The following is a 23,403-nucleotide window of genomic DNA, read 5'->3' as shown; positions in this document are numbered from 1 at the left end:
TTTTGGTGCGGCATCACGGTGCGCATGACAAAGACGAGGCGATTGTGACATTCCTTCTTTCCGTGATGCCAGCGATCTGGCCCTGGCTTGTTCTGATATCAGCGCAATTGATGGTGCTGACCCGGCGGACAGGCATCGGCTTTTCGTTGCTGGCTTTGTTCATTAGCATTGCCTCGGCGACAGGATTGATGTCACCCATGGCGATCGCCGCGGTGGCCTTTGGTCTGGTCGGAGCTTTGTTGCTGCCCCATCTGAAAGGGTGGCCTGCTGTCGCCGGACACCTGTTGTTGATCCTGTGGTGCCTGGTCATGGGTGCCCATCTGCTGCCGGGATTCGAAAATTTGAAAATTCTGGATCAGGTACAGGCAGGTGCGGGAAGCGCCAGTTTCACCCTGCATCTGAACCTGGACAAACCGATGGTCTTCTTTGCCGTTCTTCTGGCCTGGCCCCGGATGCTGCGCGGCAAAACGCAGATCAAACGCACGGCTTTGCTGGCAGGGTTGCTGCTCTTGCCGGGGCTGTTTCTGTTGGGGCTTGCCTTTGGCGCGGTGCAGCCGGAATTTTCGGTCCCGCCCTGGTGGCTGGTATTTACCCTGTCCAACCTGTTTCTGACCTGCCTGACGGAAGAAGCCTTCTTTCGTGGCTATCTGCAATCAGCCATCTCCTCACGCTTCGGGGCCGCTTGCAGCGTGATCGCAGCCAGCCTGCTGTTCGGACTGGCCCATGTCGCCGGGGGTACGGCGCTGGTGGTTTTTGCTTCCATTCTCGGGCTGGCCTGCGGATTGGGATACTATGCAACCAGACGCCTGTGGGTGCCTGTGATGATGCATTTTGGGTTCAACCTGACCCACCTTTTTCTGTTCACCTATCCCGGGTCTTTATGACAATCAGACGGGCAAGGCAGTGGTCTTGAACACGGTACGCAAGGCAAACGAGCTTTGCATTTGCGCCACCCCGGGCAGGCGCGACAGGTATTGCCGATGGATGCGGGCGAAATCTTCGGTGTTTTCCGCCACAACTTTCAGAATGTAATCCGCCGTACCGGCCATCAGATGGCATTCCAGCACATCCGGTATCCGGGCTACCGCCTTTTCAAACGCATCCAGAACCTCTTCGGCCTGACCCTGTAGCGTGATCTCGACAAAGACCGTTGTCGGCACGTTCATCTTCCGCGCATCCAGCAGCGCCACGTAGTTGCGAATGTAGCCTTCAACCTCCAGCCGCTGAACACGCCGGTGGCAAGCCGACGGAGACAGGTTGACCTGTTCAGACAATTCCGAATTCGACATCCTGCCGTTTTTTTGCAGTGCCGCCAGAATCTTTCGATCAGTCGTATCCAAGCTCATTTGCGCAAGTCCTTTGCGATATTTTTACACATTGCGCGAAATTCTTCCAAAGAAAAACGCATTGACACGTTTTCTTTCACAGAAATTGCGCGACAAAATGCACATAATTTAAGCAGCTTATGAACGGAGAGCCCAATGAAAATCGGTTGCCCCAAGGAAATCAAACCTCAGGAATTCCGCGTCGGGATGACGCCCAATGCTGCTCAGGAAGCAGTTGCACGTGGTCACGAAGTCCTGATCGAATCCGGCGCAGGCATCGGCGCGGGATTTGACAACGACGCCTATGTCGCGGCTGGCGCACGTATCATCGACACTGCGGAAGAGGTGTTTGCCACCGCCGACATGATCGTCAAGGTCAAGGAACCCCAGGCCGTGGAACGCAAGATGCTGCGCGAAGGGCAGCTGCTGTTCACCTATCTGCACCTGGCTCCGGACCCGGATCAGACGCATGACCTGCTGGAATCGGGTTGTACTGCCATCGCCTATGAAACTGTGACCGATGCGAACGGCGGCCTGCCCCTGCTGGCACCGATGTCCGAAGTCGCCGGTCGTCTGGCCCCTCAGGTCGGGTCGTGGACCCTGCAAAAGGCCAATGGCGGGCGCGGTGTGCTGATGGGTGGCGTACCCGGTGTCGGCCCTGCCAAAGTGGTCGTAATCGGCGGCGGCGTCGTAGGAACCCATGCGGCGAAGATTGCCGCCGGTATGGGCGCGGATGTCACCGTTCTGGATCGCTCTTTGCCGCGGCTGCGCTATCTGGACGACGTCTTTGGCGGCACCTTCAAGAACCAGTATTCGACGGCAGGTGCCACGGCCGAGCTGATCCAGGATGCCGATATGGTCATCGGTGCCGTTCTGATCCCCGGCGCTGCGGCCCCAAAACTTGTCTCGCGCGCCCAGCTGTCGACGATGAAACCCGGTGCCGTACTTGTCGATGTTGCCATCGATCAGGGCGGGTGCTTCGAAACGTCGAAAGCCACCACCCATGCCGACCCGATCTACGACGTCGACGGCATCATGCACTACTGCGTTGCCAACATGCCGGGCGCGGTGGCGCGCACCTCGACCATCGCCCTGGGCAACGCAACAATGCCGTTCATGCTGTCTCTGGCGGACAAAGGCTGGAAACAGGCGTGTCAGGACGATCCGCATCTGCTGGAAGGTCTGAACGTCCACGCTGGCAAGCTGACCTACTATGCGGTCGGCAAGGCCCTTGGTATTGACGTCGTCTCGCCCAACGTGATCGTCAAGTCGTAACCACTCCTGCCCCTGAAATCGTTTTTGAAAAGCGGTTTCCAGCGTTGGGCATAGCGCCACGCCACAGGCGTGGCGCGGTTGGACTCAAAGCGATGGTTTGAACAAAGAAAAGGGCACCGCGCCCTTGCGCGGTGCCCGGCCCAACGGGAGGAGGGCATTTTCGAATGCCCGATCGACGGGCGGGAGCCGTCACCCCTGTTTCTGGATCTCCACAGAATGAGGGTAAGGGATCGAAATACCCTTGTCGTCAAAGGCTTCCTTGATCGTTTTCGTCAACTCGAATTTGACATCCCAATAGTCTGGCGCCGAGCACCACAGCCGTGCTGTCAGATCCACCGAACTGTCACCCAGGTTCGTAACCCGAACCCAGGGTTCCGGGTCGCTGTGAATGCGACTGTCCGCTTTGGCCACATCCAGAATGACCTGCATGGCTTTGTCAGCACTGTCACCATAGTCGATTCCGAATACCAGATCGACACGACGCGTGTCATGGGCAGAGTAGTTCGTGATGATCGAGCCCCATGCCTGACCGTTCGGAACGATGATCTGCACGTTGTCCGGCGTCACCAGTTCGGTGGTGAACAGGTTCAGGTCCTTTACGGTGCCCGACGTGCCGCCGATATCAACAAATTGACCCAGCTTGTAGGGCCGGAAGACAACCAGCATCACACCGGCCGCCAGATCGCTGAGCGTGCCTTGAAGCGCCAGGCCGATAGCCAGGGACGCAGCACCCAGAATGGCGACGATGCTGGTGGCTTCAATTCCGAAGATGCCTAGAACCGCAACCAGAACCATGGCGAGAATGGCCCATTTGACCAGGCTTGCCATAAAGTTCCCAAGCGTCGGATCAATATGCGGCGTCGAATTGATCCGGCGGCGAACCATGCCCCCGATTGCACCAGCCACGATCCAGCCCAGGATCAGAACGACAAGCGCCTTGACGGCACTCATGATCAGCGGGGCAAATGCACCCACCTGTGTTACGACCTCATCCACGCCCATCTCCTTTCAACAGCAAGAAACCCGCGAGGTTTTCGCGGGGGTCACCAGATTGTGAGCCAAGTTTGGCTTCCGGTCTAGGTGCGAGTTTCGTGGGATTTCCCCTTTGTTCGTCAGAAAACACGGCCTGACCGGAAATGCACATCGCCAAGGGCTTAAATAAATCAGGCGTGGCCCCTAGCTTTTACAGGGACAGCCAAACAGGAGCCCCCAATGCTGGACAACAAACCGCATCCGATCATGGCGCGCTGGCCCGCGCAATCTCCGGACAGGATTCAACTGTATTCCTATCCGACTCCAAACGGCGTGAAGGCGTCGATCATGCTGGAGGAAACCGGCCTGCCCTATGAGCCCCATCTGGTGACGCTGTCGGATGCGGATGTCAAAAGCCCCGAGTTTCTGTCGCTGAACCCAAACAACAAAATCCCAGCCATCATCGATCCCAACGGGCCGGACGGTGAGCCGCTGGCCCTGTTCGAAAGCGGGGCAATCCTGCTGTATCTGGCCGAGAAATCAGGCATGTTGCTGGGACAAAGCGCAGCAGACAAGCATCGCATTACCCAATGGCTGATGTTCCAAATGGGGGGCGTGGGGCCAATGTTTGGCCAGCTTGGCTTTTTCTACAAATTCGCGGGCAGCGAAATCGAAGACCCCCGACCGCGCGAACGCTATATCAACGAGGCCAAACGCCTTTTGAACGTGGTCAACACGCAACTGGAAGGGAAAGACTGGATCGCCGGCGATTATTCCATCGCCGATATCGCTCTTGCCCCCTGGTTGAATGCTCTGGACTTCTACGGCGCGAAAGAGGTTGTCGGCTGGGACGGCTACGCCAATGTCGTCGCCTATGTCGACCGTTTCATGCAACGCCCGGCGGTGCAGCGCGGCAAGACCATACCCGCACGCGCTTAATCTGTTTCACGATTGGGAGGGTGCCAAAATTGGCACCCTCTTCGCAAAGCTCAGCCCGGCAGTGCACCCGTCAGCACATACCGCAGGATTTCGACAACCTGCGCGGGCTTTTCCGCCACGGCCAGCGCGGCTGCATCCACTTCTTTCAACGCGTGTTGATGCTCGGGACCGTGCAGCACGATGATGGATTTACCCAGCGCTGCGGCATAGCCCGCATCAAAAGCTGCGTTCCACTGTTTGTACTTGTCGCCAAACCGGACAACCACCACATCGGCATCCGAAATGCCCTTTCGGGTCCGGATCGCGTTGACCATCGCCCCCTTGTGGTCATGCCAGTATTTGTTCGGCTCTTCCCCCAGAATGGCAACGCCGCAATCGTCGCTGGCCGCGTGGTCCGTCACCGGGCTGTTGAATGTGATGTCCAACCCCTGCGCGCCGTCGATGATCTGTTCGCGCCAATCGGTGTGGATTTCGCCAGAGAGGTACACGTTCAGCATCTTTCGTCCTCCGTAAACACGGAAAGGGCGCCACCGCCCCTTCATCTTTTCTGAAATACTCCCGCCGGAGGCGGTCCTGCATCAGCCCCGCAGAACACCGCCGGTTGCCTTGGTGACCTTGGCGATGATCTTTTCGGCCACCGCTTCGATGTCCTTTTCCTTCAGCGTCTGCTCTGTCGGCTGCAAACGTACCGTTATGGCCAACGATTTTTTACCTTCACCCAGGCTGCCGCCGATGAATTCGTCAAAGACACGTACATCTTCGATCAGCGCCTTGTCGGCACCTGCCGCCGCGTTCACCAATGTCAGCGCCTCGACGTTGTCATCAACGACAAAGGCAAAGTCACGTTCAACCGCTTGCAAGTCATGCAATTCCAATGCGGCACGTGTGGCGCCGGACTTGCGGGGCAAGGGAACCTCGTCGGGCCAGATCGTAAAGGCCATTGCCGGACCCTTGATATCCATCGCCTGCAACACGCGCGGGTGCAGCTCACCAAAAACACCCAGCACCTTTTTGGGACCCAGACAGATCTTGCCGTGACGACCCGGATGCCACCAGGCATCGCCGTCGCGCAGAATCTGCACCTTGGCCGGTGCTCCGATCGCCGCAAGAACGGCCTCGGCATCCGCCTTGGCATCAAAGACATCCACCGGGCGCGAGGCCCCGTGCACATCCTTGGGGCCGTTGCGGCCAACCAGCAGGCCGGCGATCTGGGTTTTCTGGTCGCCGGGTTCGCCATCGTGGAAAACGGGGCCAACCTCGAACAGGGCGACGTCGGCGTATCCGCGTGCCTGATTGCGGGCTGCGGCCTGCAACAATCCGGGCAGCAGATCGGGGCGCATGTGACTCATCTCGGACGAGATCGGGTTTTCAAGCATGGTCGCGTCATCCCCGCCACCGAACAAAGCAGCCGAAGCCTGATCGATGAACGTATAGGTGACGCATTCGTTGTAACCCAGCGCGGCGCAGGTGCGGCGCGCCATGGACTGGCGGCGCTGCGTCGGTGTCATCACCGGCTTGGGAATACCATCGGTGACACGCGGCAAGGGTTTGCCCTGCAACTTGGTCAACGAGGCGATCCGTGCGACCTCTTCCACCAGATCGGCCTCACCCATGATATCGGGGCGCCAGCTGGGCACGTGGGCCATCTCGCCCTCCAGACGGAAACCCAGACGGGTCAGCGTTTGACGCTGCTCGCTTTCGGGAATGTCCATCCCGACCAGAGACTGCACCCGTTCGGCATCCAGCTTGAACGCACGCGCGTGGTTCGGCGCTTTGCCCGCCTCGACCACTTTGGACGCTTCGCCGCCGCAGATGTCCAGAATCAACTGGGTTGCGTGCTCGAGCCCTTCCAGCGTGTATTCAGGGTCCACGCCGCGTTCGAACCGATACCGCGCGTCCGAATTGATTTTCAGCGCCCGACCCGTCAGCGCGATCTGCACATGATCCCAGAACGCGCTTTCCAGGAAGACGTTCACAGTATCCTCGGTGCAGCCAGTTTCCTGACCGCCCATGATGCCTGCGATGGATTCCGGGCCTTTGTCATCGGAAATAACCATCATGCCGGGCTGTAGCGTGTATTCCTTCTCGTCCAGCGCCACCAGGGTTTCACCGCCTTTGGCGCGGTGAACGCGAAGGTTGCCCTGCACCTTGTCCGCGTCAAACACATGCAGCGGGCGGTTATGGTCAAAGGTCATATAGTTGGTGATATCCACCAGCGCCGAAATCGGACGCAGACCAATCGCCTTCAACTGATCCTGCAACCATTGCGGGCTGGGGCCATTTTTCACACCACGGATCAGACGGCCGGTGAAATGCGGCGCGCCGTCCAGCGTGTCGTCGTCAATCGTCACCTTGATCGGGCTTTCGAAATCTCCGGGCACCGGCACGTAGTCGCGCTGTTTCAAAGTGCCGATCCCACGCGCCGCCAGATCACGCGCGATGCCTTCCACGCCCAGCGCATCGGGCCGGTTGGGAGTGATTGCGATCTCGATCACGGGATCGACTTTCGACGGGTCATTCTCGGCAAGCCAATCAACGAACCTGTCACCGACCTCGCCCGAGGGCAACTCGATGATGCCGTCATGTTCGTCCGACAATTCCAGCTCGCGCTCGGATGCCATCATGCCAAAGCTTTCGACGCCGCGGATCTTGCCGACGCTGATCGTCAGGTCCAGACCGGGGATATACATGCCCGGTTTACAGACGACGACAGTGATCCCTTCGCGGGCGTTTGGCGCGCCGCAGATGATCTGCAACTCGCCTTCATCCGTGTCCACCTTGCAGACACGCAGCTTGTCGGCGTCAGGGTGTTTTTCCGCGTGTTTCACATAGCCCAGCGTAAAGTCCTTGAGCTTGTCAGCCGGGTTGATGACCTCTTCGACCTCAAGGCCAAGGTCGGTCAGCGCCTCAGTGATCTCATCAACCGACGCATCGGTGTCGAGGTGGTCTTTCAGCCAGGACAGAGTGAATTTCATTGCTCGGGGCCTTTTTTGGCAGATATCCAGTCGGCACAGGCAATGACAAAGAATGGGCCGGGGTGCAAGCGCCCTGCGTCACGGATAGGTAGGGGTGCGGCCCAAAAGCTCGTCCAGCTGCCGTCCGATCCAGCCGTGTGGGATGAAATGCCCACCCGGATGCGTGTCCAGTGAAACCTGCCCCTGCGTGCAATCGGTCCACTCCACCCGGCTGAGCGTCAGGATCGGCACCACGCTCCAATCGCCACGCGGCGTCGCTGTTTCGCAGCCGAATTTCTGCCGCCACAGCGCCACCGGATAGGTCGTGTCCCCTCCCGGGCCAAAGGGGAAGTCCATTACGGTATCGCTGGTTCCGTGCACATGGCGCACCTCGGCCGGGGCCTGCGGGCAGTGCTCAGTCTGACGAATGGTGCCTGCAATGCCCAAGAGCGCGGCAGTGTCATTGCCCGACTGGCAGACATAACGCCACGCCATCGCGCCGCCAAAGGAATAGCCCGAGACATAGATGCGATCCGGGTCAATCGGATAGCGTTGGGCTACATCCTCAAGCACCCGATCAGCAAAAGGCACGTCGCCCGTGTTCGAGGTCCAGAAATCCCAGCTTTTGCCCAACCCGTTCGGAGCCACCAGCAGCACACCGCGCAGCTTTGTGGCTCCGGCGATGCGCTCGTGGTTCACCACCACGGTCCCCTGCCGCGCCCAACCGTGGAAATGCAGCAACACCGGCAGAGGCGTTTCGCCGTCCCACCCATCCGGCTCCAACACATGATACGAGCGGTCCCCGACCTGACAGGCGGTATCACCGTGGCAGGTATCCACGGCAACGGCTTGGGTGGCGGTCAGCAGGAGAAGGCAGAGCAGTCGGTAAATCATCTGCCGAACCCTAACGAGCCTGCGCCCGCTGTCACGTCACAACCCCGTGCGAGATTGTGACAAGCCGCGCTGTCGCCAGACCGCGGGGTGGCGATCCGTGGTTTGAGTTGGGCGGTTTATGATTGCCAAATCCGCGCGCTGTTCGAGCGTTGTACTTGCGGAGACAAATCGCCAGCCCGTACGGGCGGTCTGGCGATAGCGCGGCGGCCTATCGGCCTTTGCTCCGCGCATTCTACTTCCGGAAATCTTTCAAGAGCTTTCTAGTCTTCTGAAGCTGCTCATTCTCGTCTTGGCGGCGAGTTTTGTCCTTTAACCAAACGTCCCCGGCGATTTGCAAAAAGTGCATTACAGGAAGAACAACTACGACTGTGAACAAGTAGCCGAACAACTCCCCGCCAAACCCGAAAACCAAGAGCATTGCGACAAATGAGAGCGTGAACAATCCAAATATTTGCCACAACCGAATACCTTTGGCGCGCCTTTTGCACCAATCGACATAACGCGCCAGAAATAAACCCAACGGGTACACTTACCGGCTCAAACCACCATGCAGGTTCGGCATATCCAGCGCTGCGAACCCGTAGTGGCGCAGCCAGCGCAGGTCGGAATCAAAGAACGCCCGCAGATCGGGAATACCGTATTTCAGCATCGCCAGACGGTCGATGCCGATGCCAAAGGCAAAGCCCTGATAGACCTCGGGGTCGATGCCACCGGCGGCGATCACCTTGGGGTGGACCATGCCCGAGCCCAGAATCTCCATCCAGTCGTCGCCCTCGCCGATCTTCAGCTGACCGTTATCCCAGGAACAGCGGATATCGACCTCGGCCGACGGCTCGGTGAAGGGGAAGTGCGAGGCGCGGAAGCGCAGTTCGACGTCGTCGACCTCGAAAAACGCCTTCACGAACTCTTCCAGAACCCATTTCAGGTTCGCCATCGAGATGTCCTTATCGATGGCCAGCCCTTCGACCTGATGGAACATCGGCGTGTGGGTCTGGTCATAGTCGGCGCGATAGACGCCGCCCGGACAAATCACGCGGATGGGCGCGCCCTGTTTCTCCATCGACCGGATCTGCACAGGGGATGTGTGGGTCCGCAGCACATGCGGCGGGCGATTGTCGCCCTCGGCGCGGTGCATGTAGAACGTGTCCATCTCGGCCCGCGCGGGGTGGTGGCCGGGGATGTTCAGGGCGTCGAAGTTGTGCCAGTCGGTTTCGATCCGCGGACCTTCGGCCACAGAGAAACCCAGTTCGGCAAAGATCGCGGTCAGTTCCTCGGTCGCCTGGCTGACCGGGTGGATCGAGCCCTGACGGCGCGCGCGGGTCGGCAGGGTGACGTCCAGCCATTCGGTGCGCAGACGCTCATCCAGCGCGGCATCGGCCAGAGCGGCCTTTTTGGCGGACAGGGCCGAGTTGATCTCATCCTTCAGGGCGTTCAGCGCGGGGCCTGCCACCTGGCGTTCCTCGGGCGTCATTTTACCCAACTCGCGCATCTTCAGCGCGACCTCGCCTTTTTTGCCCACGGCAGCGACGCGGATCGCCTCAAGCGCGTTTTCATCGCCTGCTTCGGCGATTTGGCCCAGATATTTTGCCTTAAGATCGTCCATGACGCCCTCTGAATTTGGTCGCCAACCTGCTATCGGGCCAGCCCCGCGAATGCAAGCGGGACCGGGCGGATCAATAGCTGTATTCGGGGAAAATCCGGGTCAGATCACCGTTCCAGTCGCCGTTGTAGTGTTCCAGCAACTCATCCGCAGGCACTTTCCCGCTTTGGATGCTGTCCTTGAGCGCGTTGAGGAAATGGGTCTCGTCCGGAACCAGACCACCGGCCCCGGGATAGGCGCGGGCTTTCAGGCCGGCTTCGGAGATCGCCACAACCTCACGCGCCAGATCGTGCATGTTGATGGTGCCGACCTTCGCTTGCAGACCGTCTTTGGCAGCCGCGACACGCAGCGCCTCGCGGGTCTCGGTATCCCAGCCTTTGACCAGATCCCAGGCCGCGTCCAGGGCCGTTTGATCGTAAGTCAGGCCAACCCAGAAGGCGGGCAAGGCACACAGACGACGCCATGGGCCGCCATCGGCCCCGCGCATTTCCATGAATTTCTTGATCCGCGCCTCGGGGAAGGCGGTGGTCAGGTGGTCGGCCCAATCGCTGAGCGTGGGCGTTTCACCCGGCAGAGCGGGCAGTTCGCCTTTCAGGAAGTCGCGGAACGACATGCCCAGCGCATTGATGTACTGGCCATCGCGATAGACGAAATACATCGGAACATCGAGCGCGTATTGCACGTAGCGCTCGAACCCGAAGCCGTCTTCGAACACGAAAGGCAGCATGCCCGTACGCGCATCGTCCAGATGCCGCCAGATGTAACTGCGCCAGCTTTTCTGGCCATTTACCTTGCCTTCGAAAAAGGGCGAGTTCGCAAACAACGCCGTTGCCACCGGCTGCAAGGCCAACGCCACGCGCAGTTTCTGCACCATGTCGGCCTCGGACCCGAAATCGATGTTGACCTGAACCGTGCAGGTCCGTCGCATCATGGCGCGGCCCATGGTGCCGACCTTTTCCATATAGTCGTTCATCAGCCGATACCGCCCCTTGGGCATCAGCGGCATTTCCTCATGTGTCCAGGTCGGTGCCGCGCCCAGACCGATGAAACCCACGCCGATCTCATCAGCGATGTCCTTCACCTCGCGCAGGTGGGTGTTCACCTCATCGCAGGTTTCGTGGATGGTCTCGAGCGGAGCACCCGACAGCTCCAGCGCGCCGCCCGGCTCCAGGCTGACATTGGCGCCATCCTTTTCCAGACCGATCAGATGACCCGCTTCACGGACTTCGGCCCAACCGTGCCGGTCGCGCAGGCCCTCCAACACCGCCACGATGGATCGCGCACCCTCAAACGGCAACGGTTTCAGCGTGTCTTTGCAGTAGCCGAACTTCTCATGCTCGGTGCCGATGCGCCAGTCTGCCTTGGGCTTGCAGCCCGACTCCAGATATTCGGCCAATTGCTCGTGGCGTTCGATTGGTCCGCCGCCGGACTGGGGGATGGACATGAGACCCGTGCTCCGATCCTGATGTGTCTGTCTTTTGGCCAGTCGTGGGGGCAAACCGCGCCAGTGTCAATGCAGCCGAAGGTGTGGAGGGCGCGAGGGCGTACGCTCCCAAATCACGACCGGATGGGCCGATCCACCGTTCAGTTCGGCCAGCATATGCTCGGTTTTCAGACCCGGCAGCGCCGAGAAGACATCGAACAGCGCCTCGGCCCCTTCCGCATTCACAGGAATGTGAAGCACCGCCTGACCCGGTTGTTCCAACACCCAATGCGCCGGCGTCGAGGTCGGATCAAGCGCCAGCCGCTCAATCTCGCGCGTGGCGATGGTGCCGCCATCCAGTGGGCCGAAATAGGTGATCTGACCTTCATCGACGGTCACGACACCCTGTCCGCCAGTGCCGGTTCTGAACCTTGCGCGCTGCACCCCGATCACCGCCAGGGCGATTGCGACAGCGACAAGCAGCCAGCCGATCCACCCCAGCAGACCACCGGGCCCGTTGATCCAGCTGAGACCGAGGATCAGGACAAACCCGGCAACCAGCACTTCGCGCCAGCGCCACAGGGCCAGTTTTGCCTCGGGTCGGATGAAACTCATGACAAAGCCTCGAACGCAAACGAAACCGAGTAACGAACCAACGTTAGGTTGGGGACTGCCTTTGAGGCCGAGATCGTGCGCCGGTCAAACTCATGAGCGACGATAATCCCTCTGACGGCTTCTTCGCCTTCCTCGACCAAATCACCCATGTACCCCAATATCTGGGCGACAACCTTCGAATCGGTTTTGCCGGCTTTCAACTCCACAACGACCAGGCTGCCATCCGCGCCGCGGCACAGAATATCGATAAAGCCCGAGGCCACTGCCCGTTCAGCACCGTCATCCACGATTTCGAATCCGGTATCCAACAAAGAGATATTTTGCCGAATTGCGGTTTGCATATCTCGCTCAAGCGTAAACCGCTGCCTTTCAGGCTTCGTCTGTCCTGTAGTTTCAAGTCTTTCGTTCGCGGCTGTCAAACTGGTTCCAGCTTGGATTTCACGCAAGAACCGTGCGTAGCGCTGAACTGCGTTCTTGTAGGATTGCAACCCGTTTCGCAGATTTCCATTGATCGGAATCCGTGAGGGGTTCTCTTTGTCGCTGCGCTCGTCCGAAGTCGAATAGCTCAGACTTGCCAGAACGTCTTCCAGTTTCCCAAGGTCAAAGGCTTCGTCCAATGAGCCATAATGCGCTTCGACTTTCTGGACCCGGTGAATTTGAGCGACACAGGTGTTTTCTGCATAGCCCTCGGCAACAAGCCAATCCCGATATTGCGCTTTCATTGTTCCAACCTAACCCCAATCCCCCAGCGCCTGCTGCCACATGGTCAATGCAGCCACCGCTGCCGTGTCGGCCCGCAGGATACGAGGGCCAAGGCTGACCACATGCGCGAATGGCAACCCTGTCAGACGCGCGCGTTCCTGGTCCGAAAACCCGCCTTCTGGGCCGATGAGAATCGCCCAGGGCCGTCCTTTTTCATTGGCGGCCAATCGCAGGGCCGATCCAACCTCGGCTTCGTTGCAGAACATCAGTTGCCGATCTTCGGGCCATGCATCCAGCAGCCGATCCAACCGCTGCAATTCGGCAACCTCAGGCACGAAGGTTCCGCCACACTGCTCGGCCGCCTCGACGGCATGGGCCTGCAGGCGGTCCTGACGAATGCGTTCGGAATTGGTGAACTCGGTCTGCACCGGCAGGATACGCGCCGCGCCCATTTCGGCGGCTTTTTCCACGATGAAATCGGTGCGGGCCTTTTTTATGGGCGCGAACAGGAACCACAGATCGGGCGGCAGCTGCAACGGTTTCGTATGTTCAAGGCAGGTTAGCGTCCCGCCGCGTTTTCCCGCTTCGGAGACTTCGGCCAACCACTCTCCGTCCTGCCCGTTGAACAGGGCGACCTGCCCTTTGACCGCAAGGCGCATGACACCAAAGAGGTAGTGCGCCTGGTCGCGCGTCAAAGGAACCGATTGCCCCTGACCCAAGGGCTGCTCTACATACAGTCTGATCTTCGCACTCATGAGACCCTACATATGCAAGGCAATGCCCCAACACCAGATGGTCAAGTCGCCGATGCCGCCAGCGGCAACTGGGTCGACACCCACGCCCCGGCCTTTGCCCGCCCCTATCTGCGCCTCAGCCGCGCGGACCGGCCCATCGGGACATGGCTGCTGCTGATTCCCTGTTGGTGGGGGCTGGCGCTGGCGATCCTGCATGATGGTCAGCCGCGTTGGGAAGATCTGTGGATCGCCGTGGGATGCGCATTTGGGGCCTTCCTGATGCGGGGCGCCGGTTGCACGTGGAATGACATTACGGACCGGGAATTCGACGGTCAGGTCGAACGCACACGCTCGCGCCCGATTCCGTCGGGTCAGGTCAGTGTCCGGCAGGCCGTGGTCTGGATGATCCTGCAATGCATTCTGGCGCTTGGTATCCTTCTCAGCTTCAATCAGGCGGCAATCGCAATGGGTGTTCTGTCCCTGCTGCCCGTGACGATCTATCCGTTTGCCAAACGATTTACCTGGTGGCCTCAGGTGTTTCTGGGGCTGGCCTTCAACTGGGGCGCCCTTCTGGCCTGGGCGGCCCATAGCGGTTCCGTGGGATGGCCAGCGGTGACGCTTTACCTGTCTGGAATCGCGTGGACCCTGTTCTACGATACCATCTATGCGCATCAGGATGCCGAGGATGACGAACTGATCGGCATCAAATCAACCGCTCGTCTGTTCGGAGCCGATACAGCGCGGTGGCTGAAGTACTTTTTGGTGGCGACCGTGTCGCTGATGGGGCTGGCCATCGTCGATGCAGGGGTGCCGGAGACCTCGATGCTGGCATTGGGTGTTGCGCTCTGTGGGCCTTGGGCAATGGGCTGGCACATGATGTGGCAACTCCGCGCGCTGGACATCGAAGACAATGCCAGGCTGTTGCAATTGTTCAGGGTCAACCGCGACACTGGCTTGATTCCGCTGATCTTCCTCTGCGTCGCCCTGTTGCTCTGATTGCACCTGCTGAACGTGGCCTGTAAAGATCGGCCCAACCGCCTGAGGAGTGTCAAACCCAAATATGCGTCTGCCGTATTTTATCGTTGTTTCCCTGATCTTTCTTGTATCAGCCGGGCTGTCGCTTTTGGCAGCCAGCTATGCCGTCACAAAGATCGAAGAGACATCGGAATTCGCTGTGCGCCGGGCGCTTGACCTCAAAGGGCACGACTGGGCCGAGGTCGAGTCAGACGGCTTGCGCGTGGTCCTGACCGGGATTGCACCCGATGAGGCGACACGGTTCAACGCACTGACCGCAGCCGGAACCGAGGTCGATGCGTCCCGCGTAATCGATGAAATGGAGGTTGAAGCGACCTCTGCCCTGGCGCCGCCGCGCTTTTCGGCGGAAATTCTGCGCAACGATCACGGCATCTCGATCATCGGCCTTATCCCGGCCAGCGAAGACAGAGATGCCCTGATCAGAAGGCTGGGCAACCTCGACCGCAACATCGCAGTTTCAGACCTGATGGAAACCGCGGATTACCCCAAGCCCGATGGTTGGGATGCCGCGATATCATATGCCATCGAGGCGCTGGCCAGCCTGCCACGCGCCAAAATTTCCGCAAACGCCGATTTGGTCAAAATCACCGCCATTGCGGACAGCCAACAGGAAAAACAACGTCTCGAACGCGATCTGACCCGCGCCGCGCCGCCCAGCCTGCGGATCGGGCTGGCGATCTCGGCACCTCGTCCCGTCATAACGCCCTTTACGCTGCGTTTTCTGATCAACGAAAACGGTGGGCAATTTGACGCCTGCTCGGCACAAGATGCAAAAGCACGCGACCGGATCGTGACCGCTGCGCGCGATGCCGGCTTGTCGGGAACATATTCCTGCACCATCGGTCTGGGCGAGCCCTCGCCACGCTGGCCCGAAGCCGCCGAGAAGAGCATTCAGGCACTGGCCAGAATCGGCAAAGGCTCGGTCACGATGTCGGATGCGGACATCACCCTGGTTGCGGCGCAAGGCACGGATCCAGCCTTGTTCGACCGGGTTGTAGGTGAACTTGAAACAGCGTTGCCTCAGGTCTTTGCCCTGCATGCCGTGCTGCCGGAACCTGAAACCAGCGAACAGACCGGACCCGTCGAGTTCTCGGCGACCCGCAGCCCCGAAGGGCTTGTGCAACTACGAGGGCGCCTGGGGGATGAAACGTTGCGGGACATGGTCGACAGCTATGCCCGCGCGGCCTTCGGCTCGGATCAGGTCTATACCGCGACCCGCATCGCGCCGGGGCTTCCGGCAGATTGGCCGGTGCGTGTTCTGGCCGGCCTCGAGGCGTTGGCCCAGCTTCACAACGGGGCCCTGACCGTAACACCAGGCTCGGTCGAACTGACCGGCCTCAGCCATGAAGAGGATGCCAAGGCCCGTATCGCAGGTCAGTTGTCGGACAAGCTGGGCGAAGGGCAGGAATTCACCCTGACGATCACCTATCAGCCTCCGCCAGAGCCCGAAGACGCGCTGCCCGATCCTGAAGTCTGCGAAGCGCAGATCGCCGAAATCCAGACCGTCAGCAAAATTGCGTTCGAACCCGGATCAGCGACGATCGCATCCGACTCGCGCGATACGGTGAACCAGATCGCCGACATCCTGCGCGACTGCGGGCCGATCCGGCTGGAGATCCAGGGCCATACCGACAGCCAGGGCCGCGAAGAGATGAACCAGCAGCTCAGCCAGGCACGGGCGCAATCGATTCTGAACGAGCTGCGCGGGCGGCGCATTCCCACCAGCAGCTACACTGCCGTTGGATATGGTGAAACACAGCCCATCGCGGACAACGACACCGAAGAAGGCCGCGAAGCCAACCGGCGGATCGAGTTCCGGCTGATCCGTCCCGAGCCGGTCGAAGCCTCCGAAACAGGTCTCGAAGCGCTCGAGGCTGAGGCCGAGGCTGGGGCTGAGGCTGACGCGCCTGAAACGGATCAGACCGAATCGACCGCACCAGACACGGACGCAGAGGACCAGTAAGTTGAACAGAACCGAATTCATCATTGCCACAGCCGTCATCCTGTTTGCGGCCTTCTGCATGGGCTGGTTTGCCAACTGGCTGGCACACCGCCTGTCCCGCGTCCGCCAAAGCGACGTTGCCGATCTGGATCGCATGAGCCAGGAACTGCACGAAGCGGAAGAAACCCGCGATCAGGCCATAACCTATCTTCAGCAACGTGAAGCCGAGCTGACCAACCAGCTGACCCAGACAGAGGCAGAACTGGCCGCGGCCATGGACGGTCTGCGCGCCGCGCGGCAAGAGGCCGAAGAAATGCGCGGTCGCATCAACAACGCCGACTAAACGCTACAGTATCAGTTCAGGCAAACGACAGCCTCAACTTCGAACAGCATCGGTTCGATTGCCAGCTTTGGCACCGGAACCTGGGTTTGCGCTGGCAGAGTATCTCCAAACACGCGTTTGACGGCGTCAGTCAGCAGGCCGAGTTTCGACAAGTCGTGGTCCACCACGTAAACCGTCAACTTCACAACCTGATCGCACTGCGCCCCAAGCTCGTGGATCACCGCCTTGAGATTGGTATAGGCCTGTTCGACCTGCGCGCCGAAATCAGGCGACAACGCTCCGGTTTGATCCTGCCCACCCTGACCCGAGACAAAGGCCAACCGACCGGCGCCCGGGGTTACAACGGCGGTGCTATAGCCGTTCGGGGATGGGTCGTGGAGGTTTCCGGGATTGACGATCTGAGGACGCAGGGTCGTTTCGAGATTTTGTTTTTCAAGTGTCATGTTCGAAATCCTTGCTGAAGTGCAAGGACAGGTCTAGACGGTATTAGTGCCAAATTTTGTCACTGAATATGCTAGGTTGGGCTAATGAAAGCCGCGACCAGACAAGACGCCATCGCCCGTATCCTACGACGCAACAGCAGTTCCACCGTAGATGCGCTGGCCGCAGAGGTCGGCGTCTCGCGCCGCACCATCCTGCGCGACATCGCTGCACTGCGTGATCAGGGATTTGTAATCTATTCCGAATGTGGCCGGGGTGGCGGGCTGCAACTTGATCCGCAATCCGTCCAAACAACCGCCCGGTTGTCGGTAACCGAGGTTTTTGCCCTGCTGCTCGGCGTGGCGTCAATGCCGGCGGCACGTGCATTGCCGTTCTCGGATCTGGCGGATGCAGGTCTGGCCAAGATCGAAAAATCCCTGCCAGCGGACCGGGTGCGCGATCTGCGTCGCTTTCTCGATTGCCTCTACGTTGGACAATTGTCGCCTCAGCAGAACCTGTCAGACCTCGGACCCATGGATGCGGCCCCTCTGCCCGCCTTCGAACAGGCGTTTCTGAACCGGCTTTACCTGCGCTTTGGTTATCGCGACGCCAAAGGTGTCCAGAGTTTTCGCGAAGTTGAACCGCAAGCTATGCTGATCCTGCCACCGCTCTGGTACCTGGTTGCCTGGGATCCGCAGCGAGATGATTTTCGGCGTTTCCGCATGGACAGGATCAGCGACCCGGAATGCGTTGAGGGTGCCATGTTCCGCCGCAAGAGAGTTCCGTTCGAAGACGATGTTTGCCCGTTCAATAATCTGCCGAAATAAGGCCGCGACAGCCGATCCGCCCGCTCGACGCATCCTCACCACCGGGTCAGCGCGTCTTCATCCTCATCCTTGGCGGCAACCCATTCCGCACCCGACCGGGTGATTTCTTTCTTCCAGAAGGGAGCACGGGATTTCAGGTAATCCATCAGGTACTCCGCCGCCTCGAACGCATCCTTGCGATGCCGTGCAGCGGTGGCCACCATCATGATCTTGTCGCCCGGGGCCAGACGTCCATGGCGGTGAATCACCAGCACATCGCCCAATGCCCAACGCGCCTGCGCCTCTTCGGCGATCTTGGTCAGGGCGCGTTCGGTCATACCGGGATAGTGCTCGATCTCCATCACATCCAGATCACCGCTCGCCAGATCACGCACAACGCCGGTGAAGGTGACGATGGCGCCGTTGGAATCATCCCCGGCGGCAAAGGCATTGGCCTCGGCCCCCAGATCAAATGCCTCTTCCTGAACCGCGATCCGCATCGGTCAACCGCCCGTCATCGGTGGGAAAAACGCAACTTCCCGAACACCTGACAGCGACGCATCGAAATCCGACAGCTCCTGATCCAACGCAACGCGCAGCGCGGACAGATCGGCAAATGCCGCGGCATAGCGCTCTTCCCGAGCGCTCAGTTCTGCCACCAATTCGCTGACCGTCGCCGCTTGCGTTTCGACCTTTTCCTTTGGCAAGCCGATGCGTTCGCGCACCCAGGCGAAATACAGAACATCCATCGGTTAGCTCTCCTTCAGATGAGGCATGGCCTTACGTAGATAGTCATAGCCGGTGATCAATGTAAGCGTAGCCGCAATCCACAACAGCCACAGCCCGACCTGACCCGCCCAATACATGCCATCGACATTCAGGCGCAGGTGGTTCACGTCTTCGACCTGACCCGCAATGATCTGCTCGACCAGCTCGGCATCCATGCCAAAACTTGCCATCACGGCATAGTGCTCGAAGATACCCTGCGAAAACAGAACCGCGATGGCGACCATCTGGGCCGTGGTCTTCCATTTGGCCAGTTTGGTGACTTTGAGCGTCCCGGCCACATCGCCCAGATATTCCCGCAGGCCCGAGACAAAGACTTCGCGAAACAGGATCACGGTTGCAGGAAGGACAAGCCACGGCGTCCAGTGCTCGGTCGAATAGCCCACAAGGATCATAAGCGCGATCACCACCATGGCCTTGTCGGCGATCGGATCCAGCATCGCTCCGATCTTGGTCTCCTGCTTCCATGCGCGGGCCAGATACCCATCGAACCAATCGGTAATCGCCGCTGACAGGAATAGGATCAGTGCAAACCAGTCCGCATAGGGACGGGTAAAATACAGAAACATGACTGCCAGCCCGGGCGCGGCCAGCAGGCGCAGGACGGTCAGGAGATTAGGTAAATTCCACTTCATGGCTTGGACCCTATATCGCCGGTCCGGGACAGAAAAGCCAATCAGACAAAAAACTGCATCACTCACAAACGCTTGGTCAAAGCGCCGCAGGCCCGACGTCTCAGAACAGTACCTCTTGGCCTTTCCCTGCTTTGCGGTCAGATTGCCGCGCAAGCCCAGCCGGAAAGTACCAGATGACAGCGCATATTCAAACCGACACACGGTCGAACATGATCGGCAGCCTCTGGATGGTCGCGGCGATGGCCGGGTTTGCGCTGGAGGATGCGTTGCTGAAGGCAGCCTCAGCCGCGCTGCCGATCTGGCAGGTCCTGGTTCTTTTCGGCGCGGGCGGGTCGGTGATTTTCGCTGCGGTGGCTCGGGCCCGCGGGCAGCGGCTGCTGCAACCTGACGTTCTGTCCCGCCCGATGAAAATTCGGGTGCTGTTCGAGGTCTTTGGTCGGTTGTTCTATGTTCTGGCCATCGCACTGACGCCGTTGTCCTCGGCCACGGTGATTCTGCAAGCCACGCCTCTGGTCGTTGTAGCAGGCGCCGCGTTGTTCTTCGGCGAGACAGTCGGTTGGCGGCGTTGGAGCGCTATCTTTGTCGGCATGATCGGCGTTGTCGTCATCCTGCAACCCACCGGAGACAGCTTTTCGCTGCTGTCGATACTGGCGGTGCTGGGAATGCTGGGATTTGCCGGACGTGATCTGGCCAGCCGCGCAGCACCTGCCACGCTTGGAACCGAAGTCCTGGGGTTCTACGGCTTCCTCAGCATCATCGTGGCCGGCGTGGCCTATCGGTTCTGGGAGGGCGCGCCGATTGCACCGGTTGGCCTTCACACCAGCGTGCATCTGATCGGTGCGGTGCTGATGGGCGTAATGGCCTATGCGTCGCTGATGAAGGCGATGCGCACCGGCGAAGTGTCCGCCGTGACCCCGTTCAGATACACCCGGCTGTTGTTCGGCATCGGGCTTGGCGTAGCCATGTTTGGAGAGAGGCTGGATCCCAACATGTGGATCGGCAGCGCGCTGATCGTCGCGTCGGGTCTTTATATCCTGTGGCGAGGCCGGCAGGCCTAGCCCTTGTCGTGGAAGAAATCGTAAACCTTTTGCGCCAACCCGGCCGAGATTCCTTCGACCGCTTTCAGATCGGCCAGATTGGCCCGGCTGACGGCTTTGGCGCTGCCGAAATGGGTCAACAGAGCACGCTTGCGCGCAGCCCCTACCCCTGGGATTTCATCCAACGGCGTTGCACCCACGGCCTTGGCGCGTTTCGCACGATGGGTGCCGATGGCGAACCGGTGCGCTTCGTCCCTGAGGCGTTGAATGAAATACAACACAGGGTCGTTGCGTTTCAGCGCAAAGGGGCGCTGGCCGATCCGGTGAAACTCTTCCTTGCCGTGGTCGCGGTCGACCCCCTTGGCGACGCCGACCATGGGAATGTCTTCGACCCCATGTTCGACCATGATCTGATGCACCGCGCTTACCTGCCCGGCACCGCCATCGATCAGCAACAGATCGGGCCACAGCCCTTTGTCGCGGTCCGGGTCTTCCTTTTGCAGTCTGGTGAAGCGGCGGTTCAGCACCTCTTTCATCATGCCGAAGTCGTCACCCGGTGTCAGGTCATCACCGCGAATGTTGAACTTGCGGTAAGCGTTCTTCATGAACCCCTCGGGGCCGGCCACGATCATGCCGCCGACAGCATTGGTGCCCTGAATATGAGAGTTGTCATAGACCTCAATCCGTCCAGGCGGACCATCCAGATCGAACGCCTCGGCCAGCCCGCGCAGCAACTTGGCCTGCGTGGCACTTTCCGACATGCGGCGGGCCAAAGCCTCGCGCGCGTTGCGCAAGGCACCGGCAACAAGTTCCTGTTTTTCGCCACGCTGCGGCACAAGGATTTCGACCTTGCGCCCGGCTTTCTCAGTCAGCGCGTCCTGCATCAGATCCACATTTTCGATTCCGTCCGACAGGATCAGCTGACGCGGCGGCTCCTTGTTGTCATAGAACTGGCCCAGAAAGGCCTCCATCACCTCGGCAGGTGAAACATCCGGGCCGACGCGGGGATAGAAATCCTTGTTGCCCCAGTTCTGGTTCGCACGGATGAAAAACACCTGCACGCAGGCCTGACCGCTGTCCATATACAGGCCGATCACGTCCGCCTCGGCCACACCGCGCGGGTTGATGCCCTGAGAGGTCTGCACCTGCGTCAGAGCCCGGATGCGGTCACGCAGACCTGCGGCGCGTTCGAACTCCATCGCCTCGGATGCGGCCATCATCTGCTCGGCCAGTTCCTCTTGCACCTTGGTCGAGCGGCCCGACAGGAAGCGTTCGGCGTCCTTCACGCTTTCACGGTAATCCTGCTCTGAGATCAGGCCGACACACGGCCCGGAACACCGTTTGATCTGATACAGAAGGCATGGCCGCGTTCGGCTGTCGAACATCGAATCCGAGCAGTTGCGCAGCAGGAACGCTTTTTGCAACTGGTTCAACGTCCGGTTCACCGCACCGGCACTGGCGAAAGGGCCGAAATAAGCACCTTTTTCCTTCTTCGCCCCTCGGTGTTTCTTGATCTGCGGAAAGTCATGATCCTTGGCGACCAGTATGTTCGGAAAGCTTTTGTCATCCCGCAACAATACATTGTATTTCGGCTTGAGCTGCTTGATCAGGTTCTGCTCAAGCAGCAGGGCCTCGGTCTCGGTTCGCGTGGTCAGGAACATCATCGAGGCCGTCGCGGCGATCATCTTTTCGATCCGCCCCGAATGACCCGGCCGTGTGTAATTCGACACCCGTGCCCTGAGATTTCGGGCTTTGCCGACATACAGAACCCGGCTGTCTGTATCGAGCATGCGGTAAACGCCCGGAGAACTGTCCAGCGTTTTTACATAGCGCTGAATGCAGGCATAGCCGGTGGGGGATGATTCGCTGTCGGTGGTCATGATCCTGAGATATGATTCTCTGGCAATGGCTGCAATCTCACGCTTGTCAGATCAAGAGAAAACAAATCCACGGTTTCTGTGGATAAGTGTGAAGATAAAATTCCGGAAGATCAGAAATCCCCTTGTTTCCTTGCCTTTTCCTTTACTTGCACAAAAAATAGGCAACTTATCAACTGTTTGTTTTTAAACATTATTTTTTTGCATACTTAGCAAGTGTATGAAAAAAAAGACATTTTTGTAACGCACATGTAACACGATTGAGAGCGGTGCAAAACTTGCAGCAGAATTACTTATTCTACACCCAGAACATCCGGAGTTTTCCAACCCAGATGCTGACCGCCGTCCACACATAAAAGCTGTCCGGTGACCGCGTGTGCATCCAGAAAGTACCCAAGCGCAGCGGTTATGTCAGACGGGTTGGATCCCCGCTCCAAAACGGTATTTGAACGCTGTGCCTGGAAATGTTCTTCGCTTTGGCGGTGGCCCTGCATCGTTGGGCCCGGCCCGATCGCATTGACACGGATCGTCGGAGACAACGCCTGCGCCGCCGTTCGGGTCAGCGTCCACAAACCCATTTTTGCGATGGTGTATGACATGAACTCGGGCGTCAGTTTACGCACACGCATGTCCACCATGTTGACGATGAGGCCGGTTGCAAGCGGTTCGCCATTTTCATCTGTTCCGGCGCTCAGCCCCTGACCGGCCATGGCCTGCGTCAGCACAAAGGGCGCGCGCAGGTTGCTGTCGAGATGTCGATCCCAGCTTTGCCGGGTTGCCGTGCGGATGTTGTCATATTCGAAGATCGAAGCGTTGTTCACCAGACACGTGATCGGCCCGCCCAGCGCCTCGGCCGCTTTGGGCAGCAGCGCCTGAACCTGAGCTTCATCCAGCAGATCGGCCTTCAGGGTCACGGATTTTCGGCCCAGGGCCTGTACCTCTGCCGCCGTCTCCTGCGCCGGACCTTCGGATGAGGCGTAATGCACGGCCACATCGAAACCTCGATCTGCCAGATACAGTGCCATGGCCCGGCCCAGACGAATACCGGCACCGGTGACTAGGGCTCGGGTCATTCTTCACCTCGTTTGG

24 protein-coding genes are annotated in these 23,403 nt (G+C 59.5%); 8 read left to right on the top strand and 16 right to left on the bottom strand.

The features are described from left to right. Positions 1-44 precede the first annotated feature (44 nt). On the top strand, positions 45-884 hold the full coding sequence (locus ACR0I0_RS13545; protein WP_480485853.1) for a CPBP family intramembrane glutamic endopeptidase: 840 nt from the start codon (positions 45-47) through the stop codon (positions 882-884). A gap of 3 nt (positions 885-887) precedes the next feature. On the opposite strand, the gene ACR0I0_RS13540 is transcribed toward ACR0I0_RS13545, so the two are convergent. Continuing rightward, positions 888-1,346: an Lrp/AsnC family transcriptional regulator gene (locus ACR0I0_RS13540; RefSeq protein WP_152456756.1), complete on the bottom strand. Its 459-nt coding sequence runs from the start codon at positions 1,344-1,346 to the stop codon at positions 888-890. 135 nt (positions 1,347-1,481) lie between these two features. Here ACR0I0_RS13540 and ald point away from each other — a divergent pair, with 135 nt between their 5' ends. Next, positions 1,482-2,600 carry an alanine dehydrogenase gene (gene ald / locus ACR0I0_RS13535; RefSeq protein WP_152456755.1) on the top strand — a complete coding sequence of 373 codons (1,119 nt, stop codon included), beginning with the start codon at positions 1,482-1,484 and terminating at the stop codon, positions 2,598-2,600. Positions 2,601-2,789: 189 nt separating this feature from the next. Here ald and ACR0I0_RS13530 read toward each other — a convergent pair whose 3' ends face one another. Next, complete coding sequence (locus tag ACR0I0_RS13530) at positions 2,790-3,602, bottom strand: mechanosensitive ion channel domain-containing protein (protein WP_217355578.1); 813 nt, start codon at positions 3,600-3,602, stop codon at positions 2,790-2,792. Positions 3,603-3,812: 210 nt separating this feature from the next. Here ACR0I0_RS13530 and ACR0I0_RS13525 point away from each other — a divergent pair, with 210 nt between their 5' ends. Then, positions 3,813-4,511, top strand: coding sequence for a glutathione S-transferase family protein (locus tag ACR0I0_RS13525; protein WP_480491827.1), 699 nt, complete (start codon positions 3,813-3,815; stop codon positions 4,509-4,511). A 50-nt stretch (positions 4,512-4,561) separates the two neighbouring features. On the opposite strand, the gene ACR0I0_RS13520 is transcribed toward ACR0I0_RS13525, so the two are convergent. From ACR0I0_RS13520 to ACR0I0_RS13485, 8 genes are all read right to left on the bottom strand, one after another. Next, the gene (locus ACR0I0_RS13520; RefSeq protein ID WP_171119768.1) at positions 4,562-5,008 is read right to left on the bottom strand and encodes a YtoQ family protein; all 447 of its coding nucleotides are present in this window, start codon (positions 5,006-5,008) and stop codon (positions 4,562-4,564) included. A gap of 81 nt (positions 5,009-5,089) precedes the next feature. Continuing rightward, positions 5,090-7,486 carry a phenylalanine--tRNA ligase subunit beta gene (pheT, locus tag ACR0I0_RS13515; RefSeq protein WP_480491826.1) on the bottom strand — a complete coding sequence of 799 codons (2,397 nt, stop codon included), beginning with the start codon at positions 7,484-7,486 and terminating at the stop codon, positions 5,090-5,092. Positions 7,487-7,564: 78 nt separating this feature from the next. Continuing rightward, positions 7,565-8,359 carry a CE1 family esterase gene (locus ACR0I0_RS13510; protein ID WP_210093365.1) on the bottom strand — a complete coding sequence of 265 codons (795 nt, stop codon included), beginning with the start codon at positions 8,357-8,359 and terminating at the stop codon, positions 7,565-7,567. A 529-nt stretch (positions 8,360-8,888) separates the two neighbouring features. Next, positions 8,889-9,962, bottom strand: coding sequence for a phenylalanine--tRNA ligase subunit alpha (gene pheS, locus ACR0I0_RS13505; RefSeq protein ID WP_171635078.1), 1,074 nt, complete (start codon positions 9,960-9,962; stop codon positions 8,889-8,891). 70 nt (positions 9,963-10,032) lie between these two features. After that, positions 10,033-11,403, bottom strand: coding sequence for a glutamate--cysteine ligase (locus ACR0I0_RS13500; protein WP_152456747.1), 1,371 nt, complete (start codon positions 11,401-11,403; stop codon positions 10,033-10,035). 66 nt (positions 11,404-11,469) lie between these two features. Next, on the bottom strand, positions 11,470-11,997 hold the full coding sequence (locus ACR0I0_RS13495) for a hypothetical protein (RefSeq protein WP_171724309.1): 528 nt from the start codon (positions 11,995-11,997) through the stop codon (positions 11,470-11,472). After that, positions 11,994-12,719 carry an endonuclease NucS domain-containing protein gene (locus tag ACR0I0_RS13490; protein WP_171724310.1) on the bottom strand — a complete coding sequence of 242 codons (726 nt, stop codon included), beginning with the start codon at positions 12,717-12,719 and terminating at the stop codon, positions 11,994-11,996. The genes ACR0I0_RS13495 and ACR0I0_RS13490 overlap by 4 nt, the downstream gene beginning before the upstream one ends. A 9-nt stretch (positions 12,720-12,728) precedes the next feature. Further along, positions 12,729-13,454: a 16S rRNA (uracil(1498)-N(3))-methyltransferase gene (locus ACR0I0_RS13485; RefSeq protein WP_480491825.1), complete on the bottom strand. Its 726-nt coding sequence runs from the start codon at positions 13,452-13,454 to the stop codon at positions 12,729-12,731. A gap of 12 nt (positions 13,455-13,466) precedes the next feature. Here ACR0I0_RS13485 and ubiA point away from each other — a divergent pair, with 12 nt between their 5' ends. The 3 genes from ubiA to ACR0I0_RS13470 all read left to right on the top strand — a co-directional run bounded on the left by ubiA (position 13,467) and on the right by ACR0I0_RS13470 (position 16,753). After that, the gene (gene ubiA, locus ACR0I0_RS13480) at positions 13,467-14,429 is read left to right on the top strand and encodes a 4-hydroxybenzoate octaprenyltransferase (RefSeq protein WP_480491824.1); all 963 of its coding nucleotides are present in this window, start codon (positions 13,467-13,469) and stop codon (positions 14,427-14,429) included. 64 nt (positions 14,430-14,493) lie between these two features. Then, on the top strand, positions 14,494-16,431 hold the full coding sequence (locus ACR0I0_RS13475) for an OmpA family protein (RefSeq protein ID WP_171724313.1): 1,938 nt from the start codon (positions 14,494-14,496) through the stop codon (positions 16,429-16,431). A gap of 1 nt (position 16,432) precedes the next feature. Continuing rightward, positions 16,433-16,753 carry a hypothetical protein gene (locus ACR0I0_RS13470; protein ID WP_117870533.1) on the top strand — a complete coding sequence of 107 codons (321 nt, stop codon included), beginning with the start codon at positions 16,433-16,435 and terminating at the stop codon, positions 16,751-16,753. Between the two features lie 11 nt (positions 16,754-16,764). Here ACR0I0_RS13470 and ACR0I0_RS13465 read toward each other — a convergent pair whose 3' ends face one another. Continuing rightward, on the bottom strand, positions 16,765-17,196 hold the full coding sequence (locus ACR0I0_RS13465; protein ID WP_480491823.1) for a RidA family protein: 432 nt from the start codon (positions 17,194-17,196) through the stop codon (positions 16,765-16,767). An 84-nt stretch (positions 17,197-17,280) separates the two neighbouring features. Here ACR0I0_RS13465 and ACR0I0_RS13460 point away from each other — a divergent pair, with 84 nt between their 5' ends. Further along, complete coding sequence (locus ACR0I0_RS13460; protein ID WP_480491822.1) at positions 17,281-18,000, top strand: helix-turn-helix transcriptional regulator; 720 nt, start codon at positions 17,281-17,283, stop codon at positions 17,998-18,000. A 35-nt stretch (positions 18,001-18,035) separates the two neighbouring features. On the opposite strand, the gene ACR0I0_RS13455 is transcribed toward ACR0I0_RS13460, so the two are convergent. The 3 genes from ACR0I0_RS13455 to pgsA are packed head-to-tail and all read right to left on the bottom strand — an operon-like array spanning position 18,036 to position 19,400. Continuing rightward, a complete protein-coding gene (locus ACR0I0_RS13455; protein ID WP_171635087.1) occupies positions 18,036-18,479 on the bottom strand; it encodes a molybdenum cofactor biosynthesis protein MoaE in 444 nt (147 codons plus the stop codon). Between the two features lie 3 nt (positions 18,480-18,482). Next, a complete protein-coding gene (gene moaD, locus ACR0I0_RS13450; protein WP_210093373.1) occupies positions 18,483-18,728 on the bottom strand; it encodes a molybdopterin converting factor subunit 1 in 246 nt (81 codons plus the stop codon). 3 nt (positions 18,729-18,731) lie between these two features. Further along, entirely contained in the window at positions 18,732-19,400 is a 669-nt protein-coding gene (pgsA, locus tag ACR0I0_RS13445) for a CDP-diacylglycerol--glycerol-3-phosphate 3-phosphatidyltransferase (protein WP_117872882.1), read from the bottom strand. 173 nt (positions 19,401-19,573) lie between these two features. Between pgsA and ACR0I0_RS13440 the strand changes: the two genes are divergently transcribed. Further along, on the top strand, positions 19,574-20,458 hold the full coding sequence (locus ACR0I0_RS13440) for a DMT family transporter (RefSeq protein WP_210093374.1): 885 nt from the start codon (positions 19,574-19,576) through the stop codon (positions 20,456-20,458). Here the strand turns inward: ACR0I0_RS13440 and uvrC are convergent. Together uvrC and ACR0I0_RS13430 are read right to left on the bottom strand one after the other, a co-directional pair. Beyond that, a complete protein-coding gene (gene uvrC, locus ACR0I0_RS13435) occupies positions 20,455-22,317 on the bottom strand; it encodes an excinuclease ABC subunit UvrC (protein ID WP_171635096.1) in 1,863 nt (620 codons plus the stop codon). The two genes, ACR0I0_RS13440 and uvrC, sit on opposite strands and share 4 nt — an antisense overlap. 290 nt (positions 22,318-22,607) lie before the next feature. Next, complete coding sequence (locus ACR0I0_RS13430; protein WP_171724318.1) at positions 22,608-23,387, bottom strand: SDR family oxidoreductase; 780 nt, start codon at positions 23,385-23,387, stop codon at positions 22,608-22,610. Between the last annotated feature and the right edge of the window lie 16 nt (positions 23,388-23,403).

The sequence above is a fragment of the Ruegeria sp. AG6 genome (assembly GCF_056541565.1).
The sequence above is the reverse complement of the archived record's forward strand: the minus strand, read 5'-3'. Positions and strand labels throughout refer to the sequence as shown.